Origin of the sequence: Bacillus cereus group sp. MYBK14-1 (assembly GCF_051916885.1) — a bacterium.
Lineage (GTDB): Bacteria > Bacillota > Bacilli > Bacillales > Bacillaceae_G > Bacillus_A > Bacillus_A cereus.
This window is the reverse complement of sequence record NZ_JBQAHM010000001.1, coordinates 744,460-763,843: the sequence shown is the minus strand read 5'-3', so window position 1 is coordinate 763,843 and position 19,384 is coordinate 744,460. Positions and strand designations below refer to the sequence as shown.

Genomic DNA, 19,384 nt, shown 5'->3' with positions numbered 1-19,384 from the left:
TTTTTATTTATCTTACTATTTTTAGGAGCTTAGTATGAGTAAGATGTGAATAAAGGATGAATAGCATTTTTATCAATAAAAATTTATTGGGTTTTTTGTGGAATATATATGAAACGTTGTATAAAATAATCAAGAAAGCCAAAAATTATAGGGGGAAAGTTGTGAAGAAAAATAAGAGTTTAATAAGTTTTTTAGGAGTGTTTCTTATGTTGTTTTCTTTTTGTTTTCAAGGAAATGTACAGGCAGATGTAAATACTGTTCAATCTGGAAAAATCAAATCAGGAAACGTAACAGTATGGGAAGTTGGAAATGTAGCGAAAGTGTTAGCTGATGTAGAGCGCTTAAATTTAAATACAGTAAATGTACCGATTCAAGTAGATATCCCAAATGTGACTTCTACGAACATGGTAATTAATCAAGCGCAAAAGCAACAAGCTATTATTTTAATTCAAGAATTATTAAAGCGTAATATTCAAGTTATAGTGGAACCGTTCCCGTATATTCAGCAGGGGAATGTTGGAGAGACAGAATGGAACCCAAGTAACATTAATGATTTCTTCTGGAATTGGAAGACGGTTATTCTGCAAGATATTTTTAATTCCATTACAAGTAAATACAATGTGTATGGACTAAAGATTGCTTCTAATTTCGTGAATATGGAGTATGCAGAAGGATACTGGAGCGATACAATTGATTTTGTTCGTAATCAGTATAAAGGAAATGTTTTGTATCAAATGAACTGGTGGTTAACAGCAAGCTGGGACCCTTCTTATGAAGCGAAGTTTAAAGAGAAAATCAATCGCCCGTATTTAAAAAAGGTGGATATTGTTAGCATAGACAGTTGGTTTGAAGTTTCAGGAAAAAGAAATCCAACATATGAAGAAGTGAAGCAAAGTTTATTTGCGACAACAGTATATAATCGTGGGCAAAATGTTGTTCAGCAATTGGAACAATTACATAATGCAACAGGAAAGCCAGTTTACTTCGGTGGATTTAACGTTCCAGCACGTGAACTTGGATTACAAAATCCATGGAATCCAGATGTTTCAAATGTGTTTTCGAAGGATGTGCAATTAAATGGATGGCGTGCTTACCGCGATGTATTAGAACCGAAACCATATTTTAAAGGTTTTTCAATTTGGTTTATTGGCTCTAATGATAGTACACATGCGTATCAAATACATAGTAAAGAAGCAGAGGCAGTTATTAACGGGTGGTACAGAAAATAAATTTTATAAAATAGGTAAGTTTTAAAGTTTACTACATATATTTCTAGTGAAAGGCCTTTCACCATCTTATCACCTAGGGGGCAATCATAATGAAATTTTTGTCTTACCTTACAGTAATTTTGGTGATTCTTGGCGGTTTGAATTGGTTATTTGTAGCGTTAGATTACAATGTAGTTGAGAAATGGTTTGGTTCTATGCCGGCGCTTGTGGACACTATTTATTGGCTCATTGGTCTCTCTGCTATTTATCAAATTTTTGATCGGTTCTTTACGAACGATTAGCTATTATTCTTTCATTATTAGAGTGTTAAGTACGATTATGTACTTAACACCTTTTTATATGTCCATAAAAAAGTCTGCACTTGCAAGCGATTCCATCGCGTCTTGCGCCCTAATAATAGAAAACAAATTGACCACATATTATATTTTAGGTTATAATTCAGAAAGTTTAAAAAATAATCCGATGAGAAATAGGGAGGTTATGAGGGTAATGGAGAGAGTCTATAATTTTTCAGCAGGACCATCAATACTCCCTTTGCCAGTTTTAGAGAAAGTGCAAAAGGAGCTATTAAATTATAACGGGACAGGCATGTCTATTATGGAAATGAGTCATCGATCTTCTTATTTTCAAAGTATTATAGAGGAAGCGAGTAACTTACTTCGTGAATTAATGAGCATCCCTGATGAGTATGAAGTTTTATTTTTACAAGGCGGTGCGTCATTACAATTCTCTATGATACCGTTGAACTTAATGAATACGTATAAAAAAGCTGGATACGTACTAACTGGCTCATGGTCTAAAAAGGCATTGCAAGAAGCCGAAAAAGTTGGGGAAGTACAAGTGATTGCTTCTTCCGAGCAAGAGAAGTTTACTACGATTCCTAAACTGGACGGTTTATTAAGTGATGAAAAACTAGATTATGTACATATTACAACGAATAATACAATTGAGGGGACAAAATATGTGGACATTCCACATGTAGAAAAAGTGTCGCTCGTTGCGGATATGTCCTCAAATATTTTATCAGAGCGATATGATGTTTCGAAGTTTGGTCTTATATATGCGGGGGCGCAAAAGAATTTAGGACCTGCGGGCTTAACGATTGCTATTATAAAAAGAGATTTAATTGGGGGAGCAGATCGCTCTTGTCCGACAATGTTAAATTATGAAACTTACAGTAAAAATAACTCCTTATATAATACACCGCCGTCCTTTAGTATTTACGTAACGAAACTTGTACTAGAGTGGTTGAAAGAGCAAGGCGGAGTATCTGCGATTGAAGAACAAAATAGAATGAAATCTTCACTTCTTTATAATTTCTTAGATGAATCAAAATTGTTTACTTCACCAGTTGATCCTACGTATCGATCACTTATGAACATTCCGTTTACAACACCGTCAGAAGAGCTGAACAGTGAGTTTTTACAAAAAGCGAAAGAACGAGGACTTGTTACGTTAAAAGGGCATCGATCAGTCGGTGGTATGCGCGCTAGTATTTACAATGCGATGCCAGTACAAGGCGTACAGCAATTAGTAAATTATATGAAGGAATTTGAGCTTGAGAATAGATAGGGAGATGGGGATATGTTTCGTGTTCAAACGTTAAATCAAATTGCAGAAAAAGGTTTGCAAGTTTTTACTGAAGAACGTTATGAAGTAGGAGATAGAATCAATCATCCAGATGGAATTTTGCTTCGTAGCTATTCTTTACATCAAGAAGAGTTTTCAAAAGATTTAAAGGCGATTGCAAGAGCTGGCGCTGGTGTAAATAATATTCCTGTCGAGCGATGTACAGAAAAAGGAATTGTAGTATTTAACACGCCGGGGGCAAATGCAAACGCTGTAAAGGAACTCATTATTGCCAGTCTTATTATGTCTTCACGTAACATTATTAATGGTGTAAGTTGGACGAAAAACTTAGAGGGTGAAGAAGTACCACAGCTTGTTGAATCAGGAAAAAAACAATTTGTTGGATCAGAAATTGCAGGGAAACGTCTAGGTGTTATCGGACTTGGCGCAATTGGTGCTTTAGTTGCGAACGATGCGTTAGCGTTAGGGATGGATGTTATCGGATATGATCCTTATATTTCAGTTGAAACGGCTTGGCGTCTTTCTACACATGTGCAAAGAGCATTTAGCCTTGATGAAATTTTTGCAACGTGTGATTATATTACACTGCATATTCCTCTTACGAATCAAACGAAGGGGATTATTGGGGAACACGCTGTAGAGAAGATGAAAAGAGGGATGCGTCTATTTAATTTCTCTAGAGGAGAACTTGTAGATGAAAAGGTTCTTCAAAAAGCATTAGAAGAAGATATTATTACACATTACGTAACGGACTTCCCGACTGAAAATGTAATAAAGATGAAAAATGTAACAGCGACGCCTCACCTTGGTGCATCTACGTCTGAATCGGAAGAAAATTGTGCAGTAATGGCAGCACGTCAATTACGTGAATATTTAGAGACAGGAAATATTCGTAATTCAGTAAATTATCCAAACGTAGAATTGCCGTATATCGGAAAGAAACGAATTACAATTATGCATCAAAACGTCCCGAATATGGTAGGGCAAATTACAGGATGCTTAGCGGAACATCATATTAATATTGCCGATATGATTAATCGTAGTAAACATTCTTGGGCATACACAATGATTGATATCGATAACGGAATTGATGATATAATAAAAGAGAATATTGTAGAAAATATAAGCAAAATTACAGGTGTTGTAGCCGTTCGAATGATTGTGTAAAGGAGAGAGGAATGTGGCAAAAATACGACCGTTTCGGGCCATTCGTCCAGTAGAGGAAAAAGCGGCACAAGTGGCAGCTTTACCGTATGACGTATTAAATAGTGAAGAGGCAAGGGAAGTTGTAAAAGGGAATCCATATTCTTTCTTGCATGTTGATAAAGCAGAAATTGATTTAGATCCTGAACTGTCACCGTATGATGATCGCGTGTATGAAAAAGCGGGCGACAATTTAAAGCAATTTATACGAGAAGAAGTGTTCATACAAGAGGAAGAGCCAGCGCTATATATTTATGAACTGACGATGCAAGGAAGAACGCAGTCAGGTCTTGTTGTTTGTACATCTATTGATGAGTATGAAGATGATACAATTAAAAAACATGAAAGAACACGTCATGAAAAAGAGCTAGATCGTATTCGCCACGTAGATGTGTGTGACGCCAATACAGGTCCTATCTTTTTAACGTACCGTACAAAAGATGAAGTAAAGCATTTAATTAGAAGCTGGAAAGAAGAGCATGCGCCAATTTATACATTTACAGCAGAAGACGGTGTTAAGCATGTTGCGTGGAAGATTGCAGATGAAGATGTAATTACGACTTTAGTAAACGCATTTGAAGATATTCCTAATCTTTATATTGCAGATGGGCATCACCGTTCTGCATCAGCTGCAAAAGTAGGACTTATGCGAAGAGAACAATATCCAAATTACACAGGAGAAGAGGAATTTAATTTCTTCTTATCGGTTCTATTCCCTCATGATGAATTATCGATTTGGGACTATAACCGAGTTGTGAAAGATTTAAATGGCTTATCAGAGGAACAGTTTTTAAATCAAATTACGCAGTACTTTTATGTAGAAGGAGCACCTGTTTCTCCGTATAAACCAAATGAGCCAAAAACATTTGGTATGTATGTAAATGAGAAGTGGTATAAGCTCACAGTGAAAGAGGAAACGTTTGATGCGAATGATCTTGTTAGAGGTTTAGATGTATCTATTCTGCAAGACCATTTATTAAGCCAAGTGCTTGAAATACATGATCCGCGTTCTGATTCACGTATCGATTTTGTAGGCGGAATACGCGGGCTAGAAGAACTAGAACGCCTTGTGAACAGCGGCGAATACAAAGCAGCATTCGCATTATATCCGACATCTATGGAAGATTTATTAGCAATCGCAGACGCTGGAGAAGTTATGCCGCCAAAATCAACGTGGTTTGAACCGAAGCTGCGCAGCGGGTTGTTTGTGCATTCTTTAAAGTAAATATAGACTTCTACAGTTTTGAAAAACCGAAACGATTATAGTTTCGGTTTTTCTTATTTTAAAAGTGTTTTTGAGGAGGGGGACTAATGAAATTGCAAGTAGGCGAAAAAATCACCTTTGAACGAACTTTTACGAAAGAAGATATTGCTTTATTCACAGAGGTGTCTAGAGATGAGGGGGCGCACCATGTTACACCAGATGAGCAAGGGAGATTTGTACAAGGACTGTTAACATCAACACTTCCTACAAAAATCGGCGGTGATTATAACGTATTAGCTCGTAAGATGAATTTTGAATTTTTGCGTCCTGTTTTTAGTGGGGATACGATTCGTTGTGACGTAACAATTGAGCAATTTGAATCTGATGAAAAAAATCGTACAAAGATAATTGCTATGCTTACATATAGAAATCAACTTGAAGAGGAAGTAATGAAGGGGAGATAAGGCTAGGTAGCATAAAATATATCACTATATGTGGAGTGGTTAATGCAAACATGTGGGTTAAATGGTTTTAAAGGATGAATTTGCGGTGATAGAGGGGAAAGAATATGTTGAGTATAAAGATAAAGTAGAAAATATAATGAATTGAACCCGAAAAGTAACGCAGTAATTGGAGGTGGTACACTAAACTAGACATTAAGTTAAGTGGGAAATTGCAACGACATATATTTCCTTGTGCTCTAGAACACCTAGCTAAAGAAAATATTGAGCAAAGGAGTTAGTTGTTTTATGTGTATGGTTTAACCCGAAATTGTAAGTATATAACTCACACCATTATGTAGTTACCTTGAAGCATCTACAGATATTCTTATCATCCCTCAAGAACCACTTAGCTCTCGAAGTTGAGTAATTTTATGCACAATTAAGTGAACGTTTTTCTACATAGATTAGTTGACATTTATATATAGTTCATCCATTTCTAAATGTATTTTTGCTATGCTGTTTTTCAAATATAACGGATAAAATTTTCATATTCACGAATTTAGTGCATAATGGTCGTTGGATAAATTGAAATACCACGTTCCTTTAGAATATCAGACATATTATCTTTCTCAAACTACTTTTCTTTAACAAATCTCATCTATTATGCTCCTTAGTTGGTTTTCCGGAGTTTATTATAGTTTGAAAAAAACTGCACGAGAACCTATATTTATACTGTTTTGGTGCAGGTTCGCTACAATATAAAATATACAACAGTAAGGATAAAACCTACTTTGTAATTGCAAATGAAACTTATGTATATGTGAAGTAAGGGGAAAGAGGGTCTGCACATAATCAATCACCCTTTTTTATAACGTTTCTTTGCAGAGGTACGTTATAAAAAAGGGTTGTTAATTGAAAGATGAAAAATAACTTCTATTAATCATTCATATTTTATTAAATTACATTGATCTAATTATAAGTCAGCTGAAACTGTACTTATTCCAACCTGGATAGTGCTAATAACAGTATATAATCTATGGTATGAGTTTATAGGAGTAGAAACTAATTTTCATTTGATATATTTATTTGATGATTGGTTATAGTACTATACTTCTTATTTATAACTATATAAATCCAACCAATAATTGATAAGATAACTGGATAGAAAATAGCCCAACCACTAAATGAGTATACAATAATACATATAATTAGAGATAGGAAGGCCATCCACCAACCAATATCACGCACTTTTAATAATTGAAGAGCAGCTAGCATTGTAAAAATATATGAGGTAATAAATATTACACTAGGACCTTTAAGAAGCATTTCTAAATTTGGTCGTGTCATACCATAAAAAATTAAAATACAACTAAAAATTCCTCCTAAAACTAGTAATACCCTAGTTGGAGTTTGAAATTGAGAATGTAACTTAGCAAAGAAGGAAGGGAAATGTCCTTCTCTAGCTTGAGCGTAAATCATCCTTGAAAAACCTGCAATGTTAGCATGTACAGCACTAAACGAAATGAAAATTGCTAAGATAGTTGTTATATAGGTACCTATTGGTCCTAATCCTTTTGATATTAGAATACTAAGGGAAGCTATCTGATTCTTATCACCATATGAGTGAGTACCTATTGTTACAAAAGATATAGCAATGTACATAATGGAGATACAAATTGCTCCTAAAAATAAACTAATGGAAATATCTTTAGCAGGTCTTTTAAATTCTTCAGCTAATGGGGTTATCATTTCCCACCCTACAAAGGAGAAAAAGATAATTACAGAAGAAGCGCCAACGGAAGACCACCCGTTTGGTACAAATGGTGTAAAAGAACTTAATTTTACATATGGTATAGAAACGATAACAGCGACAACTATTAAAAGTGAAATAATACAAATTACAAACACACTAACTTTTGACGATAGTTCTATCCCTTTTATATGTAGGAGCAAAGAGGTAATTAAAATTAATGCTGCAATTCCTATAACACTAAGATTGCTTATTGGAAAAACATATCCAATATAATGGGCACCTGTTAAAGCAATAATAGGTACTCCAATAGGAATAGAACCTAACATAATCCAGCCTAGGATGGCACTTGTATTTGCATTAAATGCCATTTGAACATAAGCTGTAATTCCTCCAGCACTAGGAATCATTTTAGCAAGACGCGCTAGAGTCGCTACAATAGGAAAAGCTAATATAGACATGATAACCCAAGATAAAATTGAAGCTGGTCCAGCGCTATTTGCAGTAATTGAAGGTAAAATAAGGATTCCACAACCTAACACAGCTCCGATGGTTAATGCGGTCCCCTGTACCCAAGTAATTGAACGTTTCAATGATTGTTGTGTCAAGATTCTCAGCCTCTCTTTCGTTAATTGATATTAATTATATAAAGTTAAAAAAAAAGATAACATGCTATAATTTATGTATTAATTATAATTTTCTTAAAGAATTTAAGAATTATTAAATATTTTCTTAATTAATCAAGGGGAGGCCAAGCAATGGATGATACAGATTTAAAGATTCTTTCTCATCTTCAGGAAAATGCACGTTTAAGTATGGTTGAAATAGGAAAACTGGTAGGTTTGAGTTCTCCTTCTGTTACAGAGCGAGTTAGAAGACTAGAAGAACAGGAGGTAATTATAAGTTATCGCACGATTGTTAATCCGAAAGAATTAAAAAAACATATTACTGCGTTTGTTTTGATGGAACCAAGGGATTGCAATAAATATAAAAAGTTTGCAATGGAACATTCGGATGTGGTTGAATGTCACCGTATTGCCGGTATGTATAGTTATCTAACAAAGGTAGTGACGGAATCTGTACATACACTCGAAGACTATATTAATTTGTGCTTAGAGTATGGAAAGCCTACAACCTTGATAGTGCTTTCTTCTCCAGTAGAACATAAATCATTTTTTACAGAGAGTGAAAAACTTTAATTACATATGAGTGATTATTCAAAATAAAAAGCGTTAAATTAATACCTAATAGGAAATAGAGTCCTATTAGGTATTAATTTTCAGAAAATCATCTAGAAAATTCAGATAAAAAATAATATTTTACATATTCTTACTACTGGTGGGATAATGGATATTGTATTTTAGAAAAATTAAATTCTTAGTTAATTGGAGGTAGGATTATTATGAAATATGCAGTGCTCACAAATGATTTACAGTATGATTTGGTTAATAAAAATGAGGATAGAATTGCAGCTGTGGAGGGTTTTTATTTATTAATTTTTTAAGTAATTATTGCTTAAATCCAATGATATCAACATCTAAAATATATCACGATTCAAAAGAAGAGGGAATATCAGCCGGTTTTCATATCTTATCAAATTGCGAAGTTCCTAAGGGTGGAGTAATCACAGAAGAAGGGATATTAGACAATACCATCTATACAAGCACAATGTGTATGGAGTCTGGTACATATTATTATCATACCTACGATTGTAGACAAATTACAGCCATTCATTTATTTGATGAAACCTTAGATTCAGAAGAGATTAAAACCTATCCATTCCTGTGTAAACAGAATATATTTTATGAAAACTAATTAGAATAGGTAAACTGTATACAATACAAATTCAGGGTTCTTATGTGGTTTTAATCTATTTTTAAATGAAAAATGAATAACTAATAAACATTACAACCTGCAAAAAATCAAAAAGGAAGCGTGATTAGCTTGTTGATTAATCCTGTTTTAAAACTGATGCATACGGGGACGATCCCATATACAACAGTTTTAAAAAATTAGATACTTTATTTATTAAGTTAATACAAGTTACATCAGTATAGGAAACAGTGGAAATCTAAATCTTTGTTTATATGTTAATTACTTCAAACGTATCCCTTCGAATGCGTTTATAACCAAGTCATGTACATAGGAATCATCCAACTTCTCACCGGTTACTAGCAACCGATAAAAAATTGGCCCGTAAATGAGATCGATGCTTAATTCAACATCGAGGTTTTCTTTTAATTCTCCTCTGTTAATTCCCTTCTCCAGAAGTTGCTTTGCTTGCAGTCGACGTGGTTGGAAATATCGAGCACGATATTCCTCTGCTAGTTTCGAATCAAATTGCCCTTCACCAACTAACTCATTGATAATAGTTCCTTCTCGACTGATCAAAAAACTGGCTAAACTTGTAGCGTGAGTTAAAATATCATTCAATGCTGAACCTGTGTCAGGTACAGGCAATCTAGCAGCAGCAGCAGAAAGAAAACCATCCATTACCACAGCAGCCTTATTTGGCCACCATTTATAAATCGTAGCTTTGCTGACTTTAGCACGGTCTGCAATTTTATCGACTGTGACTGCTTTAAAGCCACTTTCCAATAATAACTCATAGGACGCAGAAAGTATGGCCTTTTGGGTTTCAATATTACGTGGTCGACCTCTTTTACCTTGCACATTAATCATTCCTTTCAAAACATAAACTATACGTTTAGTATACTTAATACGAACAAAAAACAAAATAGCCTATTTACAAAACTGAACGTTTAGTATATATTTTAGTTAATTAATAAACTGAACGTTTAGTTTATTAATTAACTAACTAACTAACTAACATCCTGTAATGTTATGGATATATTTAGGTTCCAAAAATCACAAATTAAATTGCTAAAACATTTAGAAAATGGGGATAAAAAAGAGAAGAAATTGGACCTTTTAAAAGCAGAATGGAAAGTAGCTCAAACTTAATTTATTACAATAAAAAATGGCATCGCAGTAGTACTTGCCAAGGTGATTTAGTAATTTTGAAATAAAAGTATGGGAGGAAATAGTTATGTCTAATTTTAAAAATAAAGCAATTGATAAGGATATTTCATCAGGCTTAGTCATTCTTTTAGCAACTGCATGTGGTATTATTGTGGCTAATCTTTATTATGCACAGCCTTTAATTGGGGTAATTAGTAATGAAATTGGGCTTTCTAATAGTAGCGCTGGATTAATTGTAACGCTAACTCAAATTGGATATGTTGTTGGCTTATTATTTCTTGTGCCTTTGGGGGATATTGTTGAGAATAAAAAATTGATACTTATATTGTTATTTTTAAGTGCATTTGCACTCATTTCTATGGTTTTTGTAAAAAGCGCAACCTTGTTGTTAATTGCTTCATTCTTTATTGGACTGGGTTCGGTCGCAGCGCAAGTACTCGTACCTCTTGTATCATATCTTTCATCGGAGAATGCACGCGGTCGCGTAGTTGGCAATGTCATGAGTGGTCTGTTATTAGGTATTATGCTTGCGCGACCGATATCTAGTCTAGTAGCCGATATGTGGGGATGGAATGCAATATTTGCTTTATCTGCTACTGTAATTATTGTTTTAGCGTTTGTATTATCGAAAGTACTCCCTACTAGGAAACCAAAGGCGAAAACAAATTATATAGCCTTACTTAATTCAATGTGGCAACTGCTACGTACTACTCCAATTTTACGCCGTCGCGCCATTTATCATGCTTGTGTATTTGGGGCTTTTAGTTTATTCTGGACCACTGTTCCATTATTATTATCTAGTCCTGCTTTTCATTTTTCTCAGACTGCCATAGCATTATATGCACTTGTCGGAATTACAGGTGCAATAGCCGCTCCAATAGGTGGTCGTCTAGCTGATCTTGGCTGGACACGACCCGCCACTGGGATAGCTCTCACTATTGTTATTATTTCTTTATTACTTCCACTTATTATTCAAAGTAGTTCGCCCATAGGAATAGCTGTTTTAGTAATTGCTGCAATTCTGTTGGATATGGGAGTATCTGCAAACCTTGTGCTTAGCCAACGTTTAATTTTCTCGTTGAGTCCAGAAATTCGTAGTCGATTAAATGGGCTATTTATGGCTATATTCTTTTTAGGAGGTGCTGTTGGATCCTTTATTGGAGGATGGGCATATGCCTTAGGAGGATGGAATCTAACATTATGGATAGGAATCGCTTTTCCGACCATAGCCTTGCTTTATTTTGCTAGAGAAAAATAGTTTTATAATCAAATTTAAACAGTCCGGATTCGTTTGAATGCTTCTTCATTGGTATGTCCGAGTTTTATAGATTAATTGCGGTTATTTTGAAGTTTTTACATCAGAACCAGACTTTTTTCTATATTGCTGTAATTGAAAAAGACTCACCTTGTTGAATATATTTGAAATGTAATAAAAAAGAGCTTGTGTCAAAACACAGACTCTCTTTAAGTTGAAATGAATATAGCCGACCCCTTTAGAGAAGGAAACGATAGAGCGACAAGAATATGGGGAGATTTAATCTTTAAAAATGAACTTCATCAGGTGGTCGACTGCAATAAAATTGATAAAGAAGATTATTTACTGTAATGGAACGCAGCCCAATTAAAGATATTGAGATTAAGCATTTACTCCAAAATGTATTAGTAGATGAAATAAATAGTCATGAAATATTCATGAAAAGTATTAATAGTAGTTACTATTATGAGGGATATACTGAATATAATATAGAGGATTTATAAAACAAAAAGGGCTGAGATAGCCCTTTTTATTTTACACTTTGACGAGTATTTTTTATAAAAAAATACGTTATTCTTTTTGTAAAATTATAAGAAAAGATCACGTTTTTGTATGTCTATTTCTGTATCCATTGAATTACAACTATTTGCTTAAGAAATCCAAAGCTTTTTATCACCAAATATCTTATGAAATCTTGCCAGAGAGTTTGGTTTCTTGCGATGAACCCGTAAATTTCAAACAAAAGATATACCCAATTCATGAGTAAGGATGAAAAAGAAAGAACTTCTATAATATTTTATTTAATATCAGTTTATAAGGAAATTCATGTAATAAAATATGAAATAATACATATTATAATGATTTATTAAGATAAAATGTTATATTTTTGGATGGAATATATAAATGGAGGAAATGTAATGAACAAGAATTTAAAATTTACCCAAATGATGATTGGGATTAGTACGATGGCATTATCATTTGGAAGTATTCAAACACAGGTATCAGCAGAAGAAACAGCACCCTATAATATCTTACAGATGAAACCAATGGGGACAGAAACTTCAAAAGATGAAATTGTACATGCTACAAAAACGGACGAAACTTTGACTTTTGAAGAACGTTTAAAAATAGGAGATTTTTCACAACGTCCTACTCTGGTTATGAAACGTGATGAAATTCAATTAAAGCAAAGCTATACTCTGGCAGAACTGAATAAAATGCCTAATAGCGAACTCATTGATACATTATCAAAAATTTCTTGGAATCAAATTACGGATTTATTTCAATTCAATCAAGATACGAAAGCATTTTATCAGAATAAAGAACGCATGAACGTTATCATTAATGAATTAGGACAACGAGGAAGGACGTTTACGAAAGAAAACTCAAAGGGCATTGAAACATTTGTTGAAGTATTACGTTCTGCTTTTTATGTAGGATATTATAATAATGAATTAAGTTATTTAAAAGAGAGAAGCTTCCATGACAAGTGTTTACCAGCATTGAAAGCGATTGCGAAAAATTCAAACTTCACATTAGGTACAGCTGAGCAAGATAGAGTAGTAGCTGCATATGGAAAATTAATTGGTAATGCCTCTAGTGATACTGAAACAATACAGTATGCAGTAAATGTTTTAAAACAATATAATGATAACCTTTCAACGTATGTAAGCAATTATGCGAAAGGACAAGCCATATATGAAATTATAAAAGGAATTGATTATGATATACAGTCTTATTTGCAGGATACGAATAAGCAACCTAATGAAACAATGTGGTATGGAAAGATTGATAACTTTATAAATGAGGTTAATAGAATTGCTCTCGTGGGGAATATAACAAATGAAAATGGTTGGTTAATTAATAATGGTATTTATTATGCAGGTCGTTTAGGGAAATTTCATAGTAATTCAAACAAAGGATTGGAAGTTATTACACAAGCGATGAGCTTGTATCCTCGTCTAAGTGGACCTTATTTTGTAGCAGTAGAACAAATGAAAACAAACTATGGTGGAAAAGATTATAGTGGAAATGCAGTAGATCTACAGAAAATACGTGAAGAAGGGAAACGACAATACCTACCTAAAACATATACATTTGATGACGGATCAATTGTCTTCAAGACGGGAGATAAAGTAACAGAAGAAAAAATTAAGAAATTATATTGGGCAGCCAAAGAAGTAAAGGCACAATATCACCGTGTAATTGGTAATGATAAAGCGCTAGAACCGGGTAACGCTGATGATGTACTAACAATAGTAATTTATAATAATCCAGATGAATATCAATTAAATAGACAATTATATGGATATGAAACAAACAACGGTGGAATTTATATTGAAGAGAAGGGGACTTTCTTTACATATGAGCGTACGCCAAAGCAGAGTATTTATAGTTTAGAAGAGTTGTTCCGTCATGAGTTCACTCACTATTTACAAGGAAGATATGAGGTTCCTGGTTTATTTGGAAGCGGAGAAATGTATCAAAATGAACGATTAACTTGGTTCCAAGAAGGGAATGCAGAATTTTTTGCAGGATCTACACGTACAAATAATGTTGTTCCGCGTAAAAGTATGATAAGTGGCTTATCATCTGATCCAGCAAGCCGTTATACAGCAAAGCAAACTTTGTTCTCAAAATATGGATCATGGGACTTTTATAAGTATTCCTTTGCACTACAGTCATATTTGTATAATCATCAATTTGAAACATTTGATAAGCTTCAAGATTTAATCCGTGCAAACGATGTGAAAAATTATGACTCATATCGTGAATCATTGAGCAACAATACACAATTGAATGCAGAATATCAAGCATATATGCAGCAGTTGATTGATAATCAAGATAAATATAATGTACCGCAAGTAACAAATGATTATTTAATTCAACACGCACCAAAGCCGCTAGCTGAAGTGAAAAACGAAATTGTGGATGTAGCAAATATAAAAGATGCCAAAATTACAAAATATGAGTCGCAATTCTTTAATACATTTACCGTGGAAGGCAAGTATACAGGTGGTACATCAAAAGGTGAGTCTGAAGATTGGAAAACGATGAGTAAACAAGTAAATCGAACTTTAGAGCAGTTATCCCAAAAAGGTTGGAGTGGTTATAAAACAGTTACAGCCTATTTTGTAAACTATCGTGTGAATGCAGCTAACCAGTTTGAATATGATATTGTTTTTCATGGTGTTGCAACTGAGGAAAAGGAAAAAACAAATACTATAGTAAATATGAATGGACCATACAGCGGGATAGTAAATGAAGAGATTCAATTTCATAGTGATGGTACAACAAGTGAAAATGGAAAAGTTACTTCTTATCTATGGAACTTTGGAGATGGTACAACAAGTACAGAAGCAAATCCTACCCATGTATATGGAGAAAAAGGAACATACACTGTGGAACTAACAGTGAAAGATAGTAGAGGAAAAGAAAGCAAAGAACAGACAAAAGTTACTATAAAACAAGATCCGCAAACAGGTGAATCTTATGAAGAGGAGAAGGTACTCCCGTTTAATACGCTTGTAAAAGGAAATCTGATTACTCCTGATCAAACAGATGTTTATACGTTTAATGTTACAGATCCAAAAGAAGTAGATATTTCTGTGGTAAATGAACAAAATATTGGGATGACATGGGTACTTTATCATGAATCAGACATGCAAAATTACGTAGCTTGTGGTGAAGATGAAGGAAATACTATAAAGGGGAAATTCGTAGCGAAACCAGGGAAATATTATTTGAATGTTTATAAGTTTGATGATAAAAATGGTGAATATTCATTATTGGTAAAATAAATTCATTTCCTATATGTATACAAGGGGTGTATTTCAGGAGGAGTCTGTCACGATAGGCTGCTCCTATTTTTTCTCAAGTATTAATTCTATAAATTGTTTAAATTCTTTCTTTGTGAAAAGTTTAGTTATCAAGAAAAAGTAAATAGTTTGTCTCTGGTACAGGGTGTAACAGAGACACTTTTCTTATCCGAATTTGCTTAGCATGAGGTTTCTGAAATGTTATCGTTACCCCTAGCTAAAAATACATGCTATAACTTTTAATTTATTTAGATGGAGCAGAATACAAGCTATTTTGGACAACATGAAGCTGCACATTCTAATCATGCAAATAAGGGTGTATTAGAATTAAGTGTAAAAGTTATAAAAATAAAAGACTATGGTTTAATCGTATGAATGAATATTAAAGACTATTATATGAAACATATGTATTAAATAGTGAAGAGAATTTGAATGATTTTAGTGAAAATTTATCTTGAACAGAAGAAACTGTGTAGTAATGCTTATTAAAAAAACAGTTACTGTAACTAAAAAGGATAGTTGAATGAAATAAGACCGTTCCTAATTATAGGAACGGTTATAAACTTATCATGTGCTGGAGGGCAATCCGAATGGCATGGAATACCTTCTCTAAACAGTATAGACATGAAAATTAACGAGTATACGTAATGATGGCAAACAATAATAGTGGAAGCCGTAACGAATTATTAGTTCGTGGTGCTGAAAGTGCAATCAATCAAATGAAATATGAAAAATCGCACAAGAGTTTGGTGTACAACTTGGTGCAGACGCAATAGTTCGTTCAAACCGATCTGTTGGTGGTGAAATCACAAAACGTCTAGTGGCAATGGCTGAACAACAATTTGGTGGAGGATTCACTCGCTAATTATATAGTTTATGGATTAGAAGGGGAGATTATATATCTCTCTTTTTTTATTGAAAAATATATGAGTAGAGTATCTTTGTAGTATTTAAGTAAAACGTCAAACTCCTTTTGTAGATAGCACGAGCTAACCTAATAGTTAGGAATTCATCATTTTGGAACATACTTAATTAATAAAAAGCAGTTAGCAAAAGCTAACTACTCGGTAACCAATTTGTTCTAAAACCGGTTAGTTATATTTTAGACAAATTATTAAAAAATATATAATATAAAAGAGCAATAATCTATGTTAACCGCTATAACGAAGACCAAATCAAGGGAAGAATATTTATTTTGTAACTCTTAAATAAACTACTATTAAGTAATTACAATATTTAAAAATAAAAAATGACCTTTGTTAATTACAAAAATCATTTTTTATACCAATTTTATTTATTAATTGTTTATTACATTTAATAATATAAATAATTTTATTAAAATAAACGGGTCAAGGAAAATTAATCCAACTGTTGCACATGTTGAAGAGTAAATCAAAAGGGAGAAGTGTAGAAAAAAGAATGAAAAACAAATTCTCAAAAATCATTATTACGTAGGGGGGAAATATGTAGATAAGATTATAACGTTAACTTGAAATTTTTTTCACTTTTAACGTATTATTCTCAAAATGATATAAATCCTCCAAATAAAAGGGGAAATCAAATATGAAATCATCGATAGATAGTATTCAAGAAAGTAAAAGATTAAAAAATCAACAAAAGGAAGAGAAAGCAACATGGAAATCAATGTCTATGTTTCTAGTTCCCTTGCTTTTAAGTAACATATTACAATCAGTTGGACAATTATTTGGTATGGTGGTAGTAGGGCGATGGATTGGTGTGAATGAATTAGCTGCCATTTCAGCATTTTTTCCATTATTCTTCTTACTGGTTTCGTTTGTAATTGGAATTGGGTCAGGTAGTTCGATTTTAATTGGTCAGGCATTTGGTGCCCGTAATGAAGAACGTTTAAAAGCCATTGTTGGTACGACGTTGACATTTACCTTTATAATAGGAGTTATTTTGGCAATAGTGGGAAATGTATTTGCTCTGAACATTATGCGTCTTATGGGTACGCCAGAAAATATAATTGATATGAGTGTGCATTATGCACGTATTTTATTTATTTCTATGCCAGTTTTATTTCTATATTTCTCCTATACAACGTTTATTAGGGGTACAGGAGATTCTAAGACACCGTTTTATTTCTTAATTGTTAGTACAGTCTTAAATATAATGCTATTACCTATTCTAATTTTTGGTTGGCTAGGAATACCAAAAATTGGTGTGTACGGAGCTGCTTATGCTTCTGTTATCTCAACCATTATAACATTTATTGTTATGATTATTTATTTAAAGAAGAAGAATCATCCATTGCAATTAGATGAGACAGTACGGAAATATCTTCGTATGGATTGGGGTTTGTTAAAACTATTATTACGCCTTGGAATTCCAGCCAGTATTAATATGATTCTTGTTTCATTATCTGAGATTGCGGTAATCGCATTTGTGAATCGTTTCGGTTCGGATGCGACTGCTGCATATGGGGTTGTAAACCAGGTTGCAAGTTATGTTCAGATGCCTGCAGTCAGTCTCGGAATTACAGTATCCATTTTCGCTGCGCAATCCATTGGTGCAAAGCAATTTAATCGATTACAGGAAGTTATTCGTGCTGGAATCGTTATGAACTATATAATTGGTGGTATATTAATCGCTTTTATTTACTTGTTTTCAAGAGAAATCTTATCGTTATTCTTAACGAGTCCGAATACAATCGAAATTGCACATAGTTTGGTAATGATTACGCTTTGGAGTTACTTAATTTTCGGTCATGCTCAAATTATTGGTGCGACAATGCGAGCAAGTGGAACTGTATTATGGCCCACTATAATTGGTGTCGTATCAATATGGCTTGTAGAAGTCCCAGTTGCTTATTACCTTTCTTATCATACAAATCTTGGTATAAAAGGAATATGGATTGGATATCCAGCTGCATTTATTGTAAGTTTACTTTTGCAATATGGATATTATAAACTTTCATGGAAGAAGAAACGAATTTCACGACTTGTTAGTTAGAATAGAAGATGAAAAATGACATTCACTCATAATTTGTCAGTTCAAGGGGTATAGCTACAACATTATCAAGCTAATAAAACCGAATTAGCCTCAGGAGGGAGTATATAATTCCCGATATTTGTTCTTTTCTTTTAATATGATATCTCGGAATAAAAGAGTGTGTTTTGAAAAAGGTAAATCAAAACACGCTCTTAATATTCTCAGTTGGTTTATTCTTTTATAAAAAAGTTTAATCATTTCCTATCTATATTACTATACTATCAAACTCTTTTCTTTAATTAGTCTAAAAGTGAATGTACAGAATTCAATTGCTTATAAGGAATACTTAGCTAACTGTTCACCCCAAGATGATAATTCAGTTTCAGTAAATCCTGCTTTTTTATATGCAAATTTAGCTGTAAGGTTTTCAGGGGCATATCCAATCATTATTCTAGAAATGTTTGCGTTATTATTTCTTCTTATCTCATCAATTACCAGATATATAGCTTGTTTACCTATACCTTTTCCTTGAAAATTTTCATCAATCATAAGTCTATAAATCCAATAATTATTATCCTCAGGATCTATCCCAAACATAGTAAATCCAATCATTTTTTCTTCAAGGTAAATACCTTTTGTATAGAAATTATCTAGAAATTGAACTTCTGCGATAGAATAAAGGTTGGATGCTATAAATGTTTGTTGTTCTTCTTTAACCGAAAGTTTAATTGCTTCTTCCCAATTATTTTTGTCAATAGCCTTTAAATAAATCTTATTCAATCTGATACTCTCCTTCCAATATTGAAGAGGAAGCACGTAGTTTATGTGCTAGTGATACATTATCCTCTTGTTTTTTTGCCCAATCAAATAGAAATATTTTCTCATCGACAACGCCTCCTTAAATGTACAATTCAAAACACATTATTATAATCAATATAAATATATTCTTTCCACTATA

13 protein-coding genes and 4 pseudogenes are annotated in these 19,384 nt (G+C 33.3%); 14 read left to right on the top strand and 3 right to left on the bottom strand.

Going from position 1 to position 19,384, the window contains the following annotated elements; genetic code table 11:
* Positions 1-161 precede the first annotated feature (161 nt).
* The 6 genes from ACTFR3_RS03855 (at position 162) to ACTFR3_RS03830 (ending at position 5,690) form a co-directional block, all read left to right on the top strand.
* Entirely contained in the window at positions 162-1,229 is a 1,068-nt protein-coding gene (locus ACTFR3_RS03855; RefSeq protein WP_000739788.1) for a glycoside hydrolase family 113, read from the top strand.
* A gap of 89 nt (positions 1,230-1,318) precedes the next feature.
* On the top strand, positions 1,319-1,510 hold the full coding sequence (locus ACTFR3_RS03850) for a DUF378 domain-containing protein (RefSeq protein ID WP_000670804.1): 192 nt from the start codon (positions 1,319-1,321) through the stop codon (positions 1,508-1,510).
* Between the two features lie 208 nt (positions 1,511-1,718).
* Positions 1,719-2,801, top strand: a complete 1,083-nt coding sequence (serC, locus tag ACTFR3_RS03845) for a 3-phosphoserine/phosphohydroxythreonine transaminase (RefSeq protein ID WP_440044180.1) — start codon at positions 1,719-1,721, stop codon at positions 2,799-2,801.
* 12 nt (positions 2,802-2,813) lie between these two features.
* Positions 2,814-3,986, top strand: coding sequence for a 3-phosphoglycerate dehydrogenase family protein (locus ACTFR3_RS03840; RefSeq protein WP_440044179.1), 1,173 nt, complete (start codon positions 2,814-2,816; stop codon positions 3,984-3,986).
* Positions 3,987-3,999: 13 nt separating this feature from the next.
* Entirely contained in the window at positions 4,000-5,247 is a 1,248-nt protein-coding gene (locus tag ACTFR3_RS03835; protein ID WP_440044178.1) for a DUF1015 domain-containing protein, read from the top strand.
* An 86-nt stretch (positions 5,248-5,333) separates the two neighbouring features.
* Entirely contained in the window at positions 5,334-5,690 is a 357-nt protein-coding gene (locus ACTFR3_RS03830; RefSeq protein ID WP_440042184.1) for an enoyl-CoA hydratase, read from the top strand.
* A 1,041-nt stretch (positions 5,691-6,731) separates the two neighbouring features.
* Here ACTFR3_RS03830 and ACTFR3_RS03825 read toward each other — a convergent pair.
* Entirely contained in the window at positions 6,732-8,027 is a 1,296-nt protein-coding gene (locus tag ACTFR3_RS03825; protein WP_440044176.1) for an APC family permease, read from the bottom strand.
* Positions 8,028-8,177: 150 nt separating this feature from the next.
* Between ACTFR3_RS03825 and ACTFR3_RS03820 the strand changes: the two genes are divergently transcribed.
* The 3 genes and pseudogenes from ACTFR3_RS03820 to ACTFR3_RS03810 all read left to right on the top strand — a co-directional run.
* Entirely contained in the window at positions 8,178-8,618 is a 441-nt protein-coding gene (locus tag ACTFR3_RS03820; protein ID WP_000342842.1) for an Lrp/AsnC family transcriptional regulator, read from the top strand.
* 203 nt (positions 8,619-8,821) lie between these two features.
* A pseudogene (locus ACTFR3_RS03815) lies at positions 8,822-8,905 on the top strand (cysteine hydrolase); the annotation flags it as partial.
* A 65-nt stretch (positions 8,906-8,970) separates the two neighbouring features.
* Positions 8,971-9,234: pseudogene (locus ACTFR3_RS03810) on the top strand (linear amide C-N hydrolase); the annotation flags it as partial.
* A gap of 279 nt (positions 9,235-9,513) precedes the next feature.
* Here the strand turns inward: ACTFR3_RS03810 and ACTFR3_RS03805 are convergent.
* Complete coding sequence (locus ACTFR3_RS03805) at positions 9,514-10,092, bottom strand: TetR/AcrR family transcriptional regulator (protein WP_001161705.1); 579 nt, start codon at positions 10,090-10,092, stop codon at positions 9,514-9,516.
* 376 nt (positions 10,093-10,468) lie between these two features.
* Here ACTFR3_RS03805 and ACTFR3_RS03800 point away from each other — a divergent pair, with 376 nt between their 5' ends.
* The 5 genes and pseudogenes from ACTFR3_RS03800 (at position 10,469) to ACTFR3_RS03780 (ending at position 18,447) form a co-directional block, all read left to right on the top strand.
* Complete coding sequence (locus tag ACTFR3_RS03800) at positions 10,469-11,659, top strand: MFS transporter (RefSeq protein ID WP_242259283.1); 1,191 nt, start codon at positions 10,469-10,471, stop codon at positions 11,657-11,659.
* Between the two features lie 210 nt (positions 11,660-11,869).
* Positions 11,870-12,159, top strand: a pseudogene (locus ACTFR3_RS03795) (protein adenylyltransferase Fic); the annotation flags it as partial.
* Between the two features lie 414 nt (positions 12,160-12,573).
* The gene (colA, locus tag ACTFR3_RS03790; RefSeq protein WP_440044175.1) at positions 12,574-15,456 is read left to right on the top strand and encodes a collagenase ColA; all 2,883 of its coding nucleotides are present in this window, start codon (positions 12,574-12,576) and stop codon (positions 15,454-15,456) included.
* A 668-nt stretch (positions 15,457-16,124) separates the two neighbouring features.
* Positions 16,125-16,339: pseudogene (locus ACTFR3_RS03785) on the top strand (small, acid-soluble spore protein, alpha/beta type).
* Positions 16,340-17,118: 779 nt separating this feature from the next.
* Entirely contained in the window at positions 17,119-18,447 is a 1,329-nt protein-coding gene (locus tag ACTFR3_RS03780) for an MATE family efflux transporter (protein ID WP_400154827.1), read from the top strand.
* Positions 18,448-18,759: 312 nt separating this feature from the next.
* Here the strand turns inward: ACTFR3_RS03780 and ACTFR3_RS03775 are convergent, their stop codons facing one another.
* Positions 18,760-19,206 carry a GNAT family N-acetyltransferase gene (locus ACTFR3_RS03775; RefSeq protein ID WP_001034039.1) on the bottom strand — a complete coding sequence of 149 codons (447 nt, stop codon included), beginning with the start codon at positions 19,204-19,206 and terminating at the stop codon, positions 18,760-18,762.
* Positions 19,207-19,384: the final 178 nt, after the last annotated feature.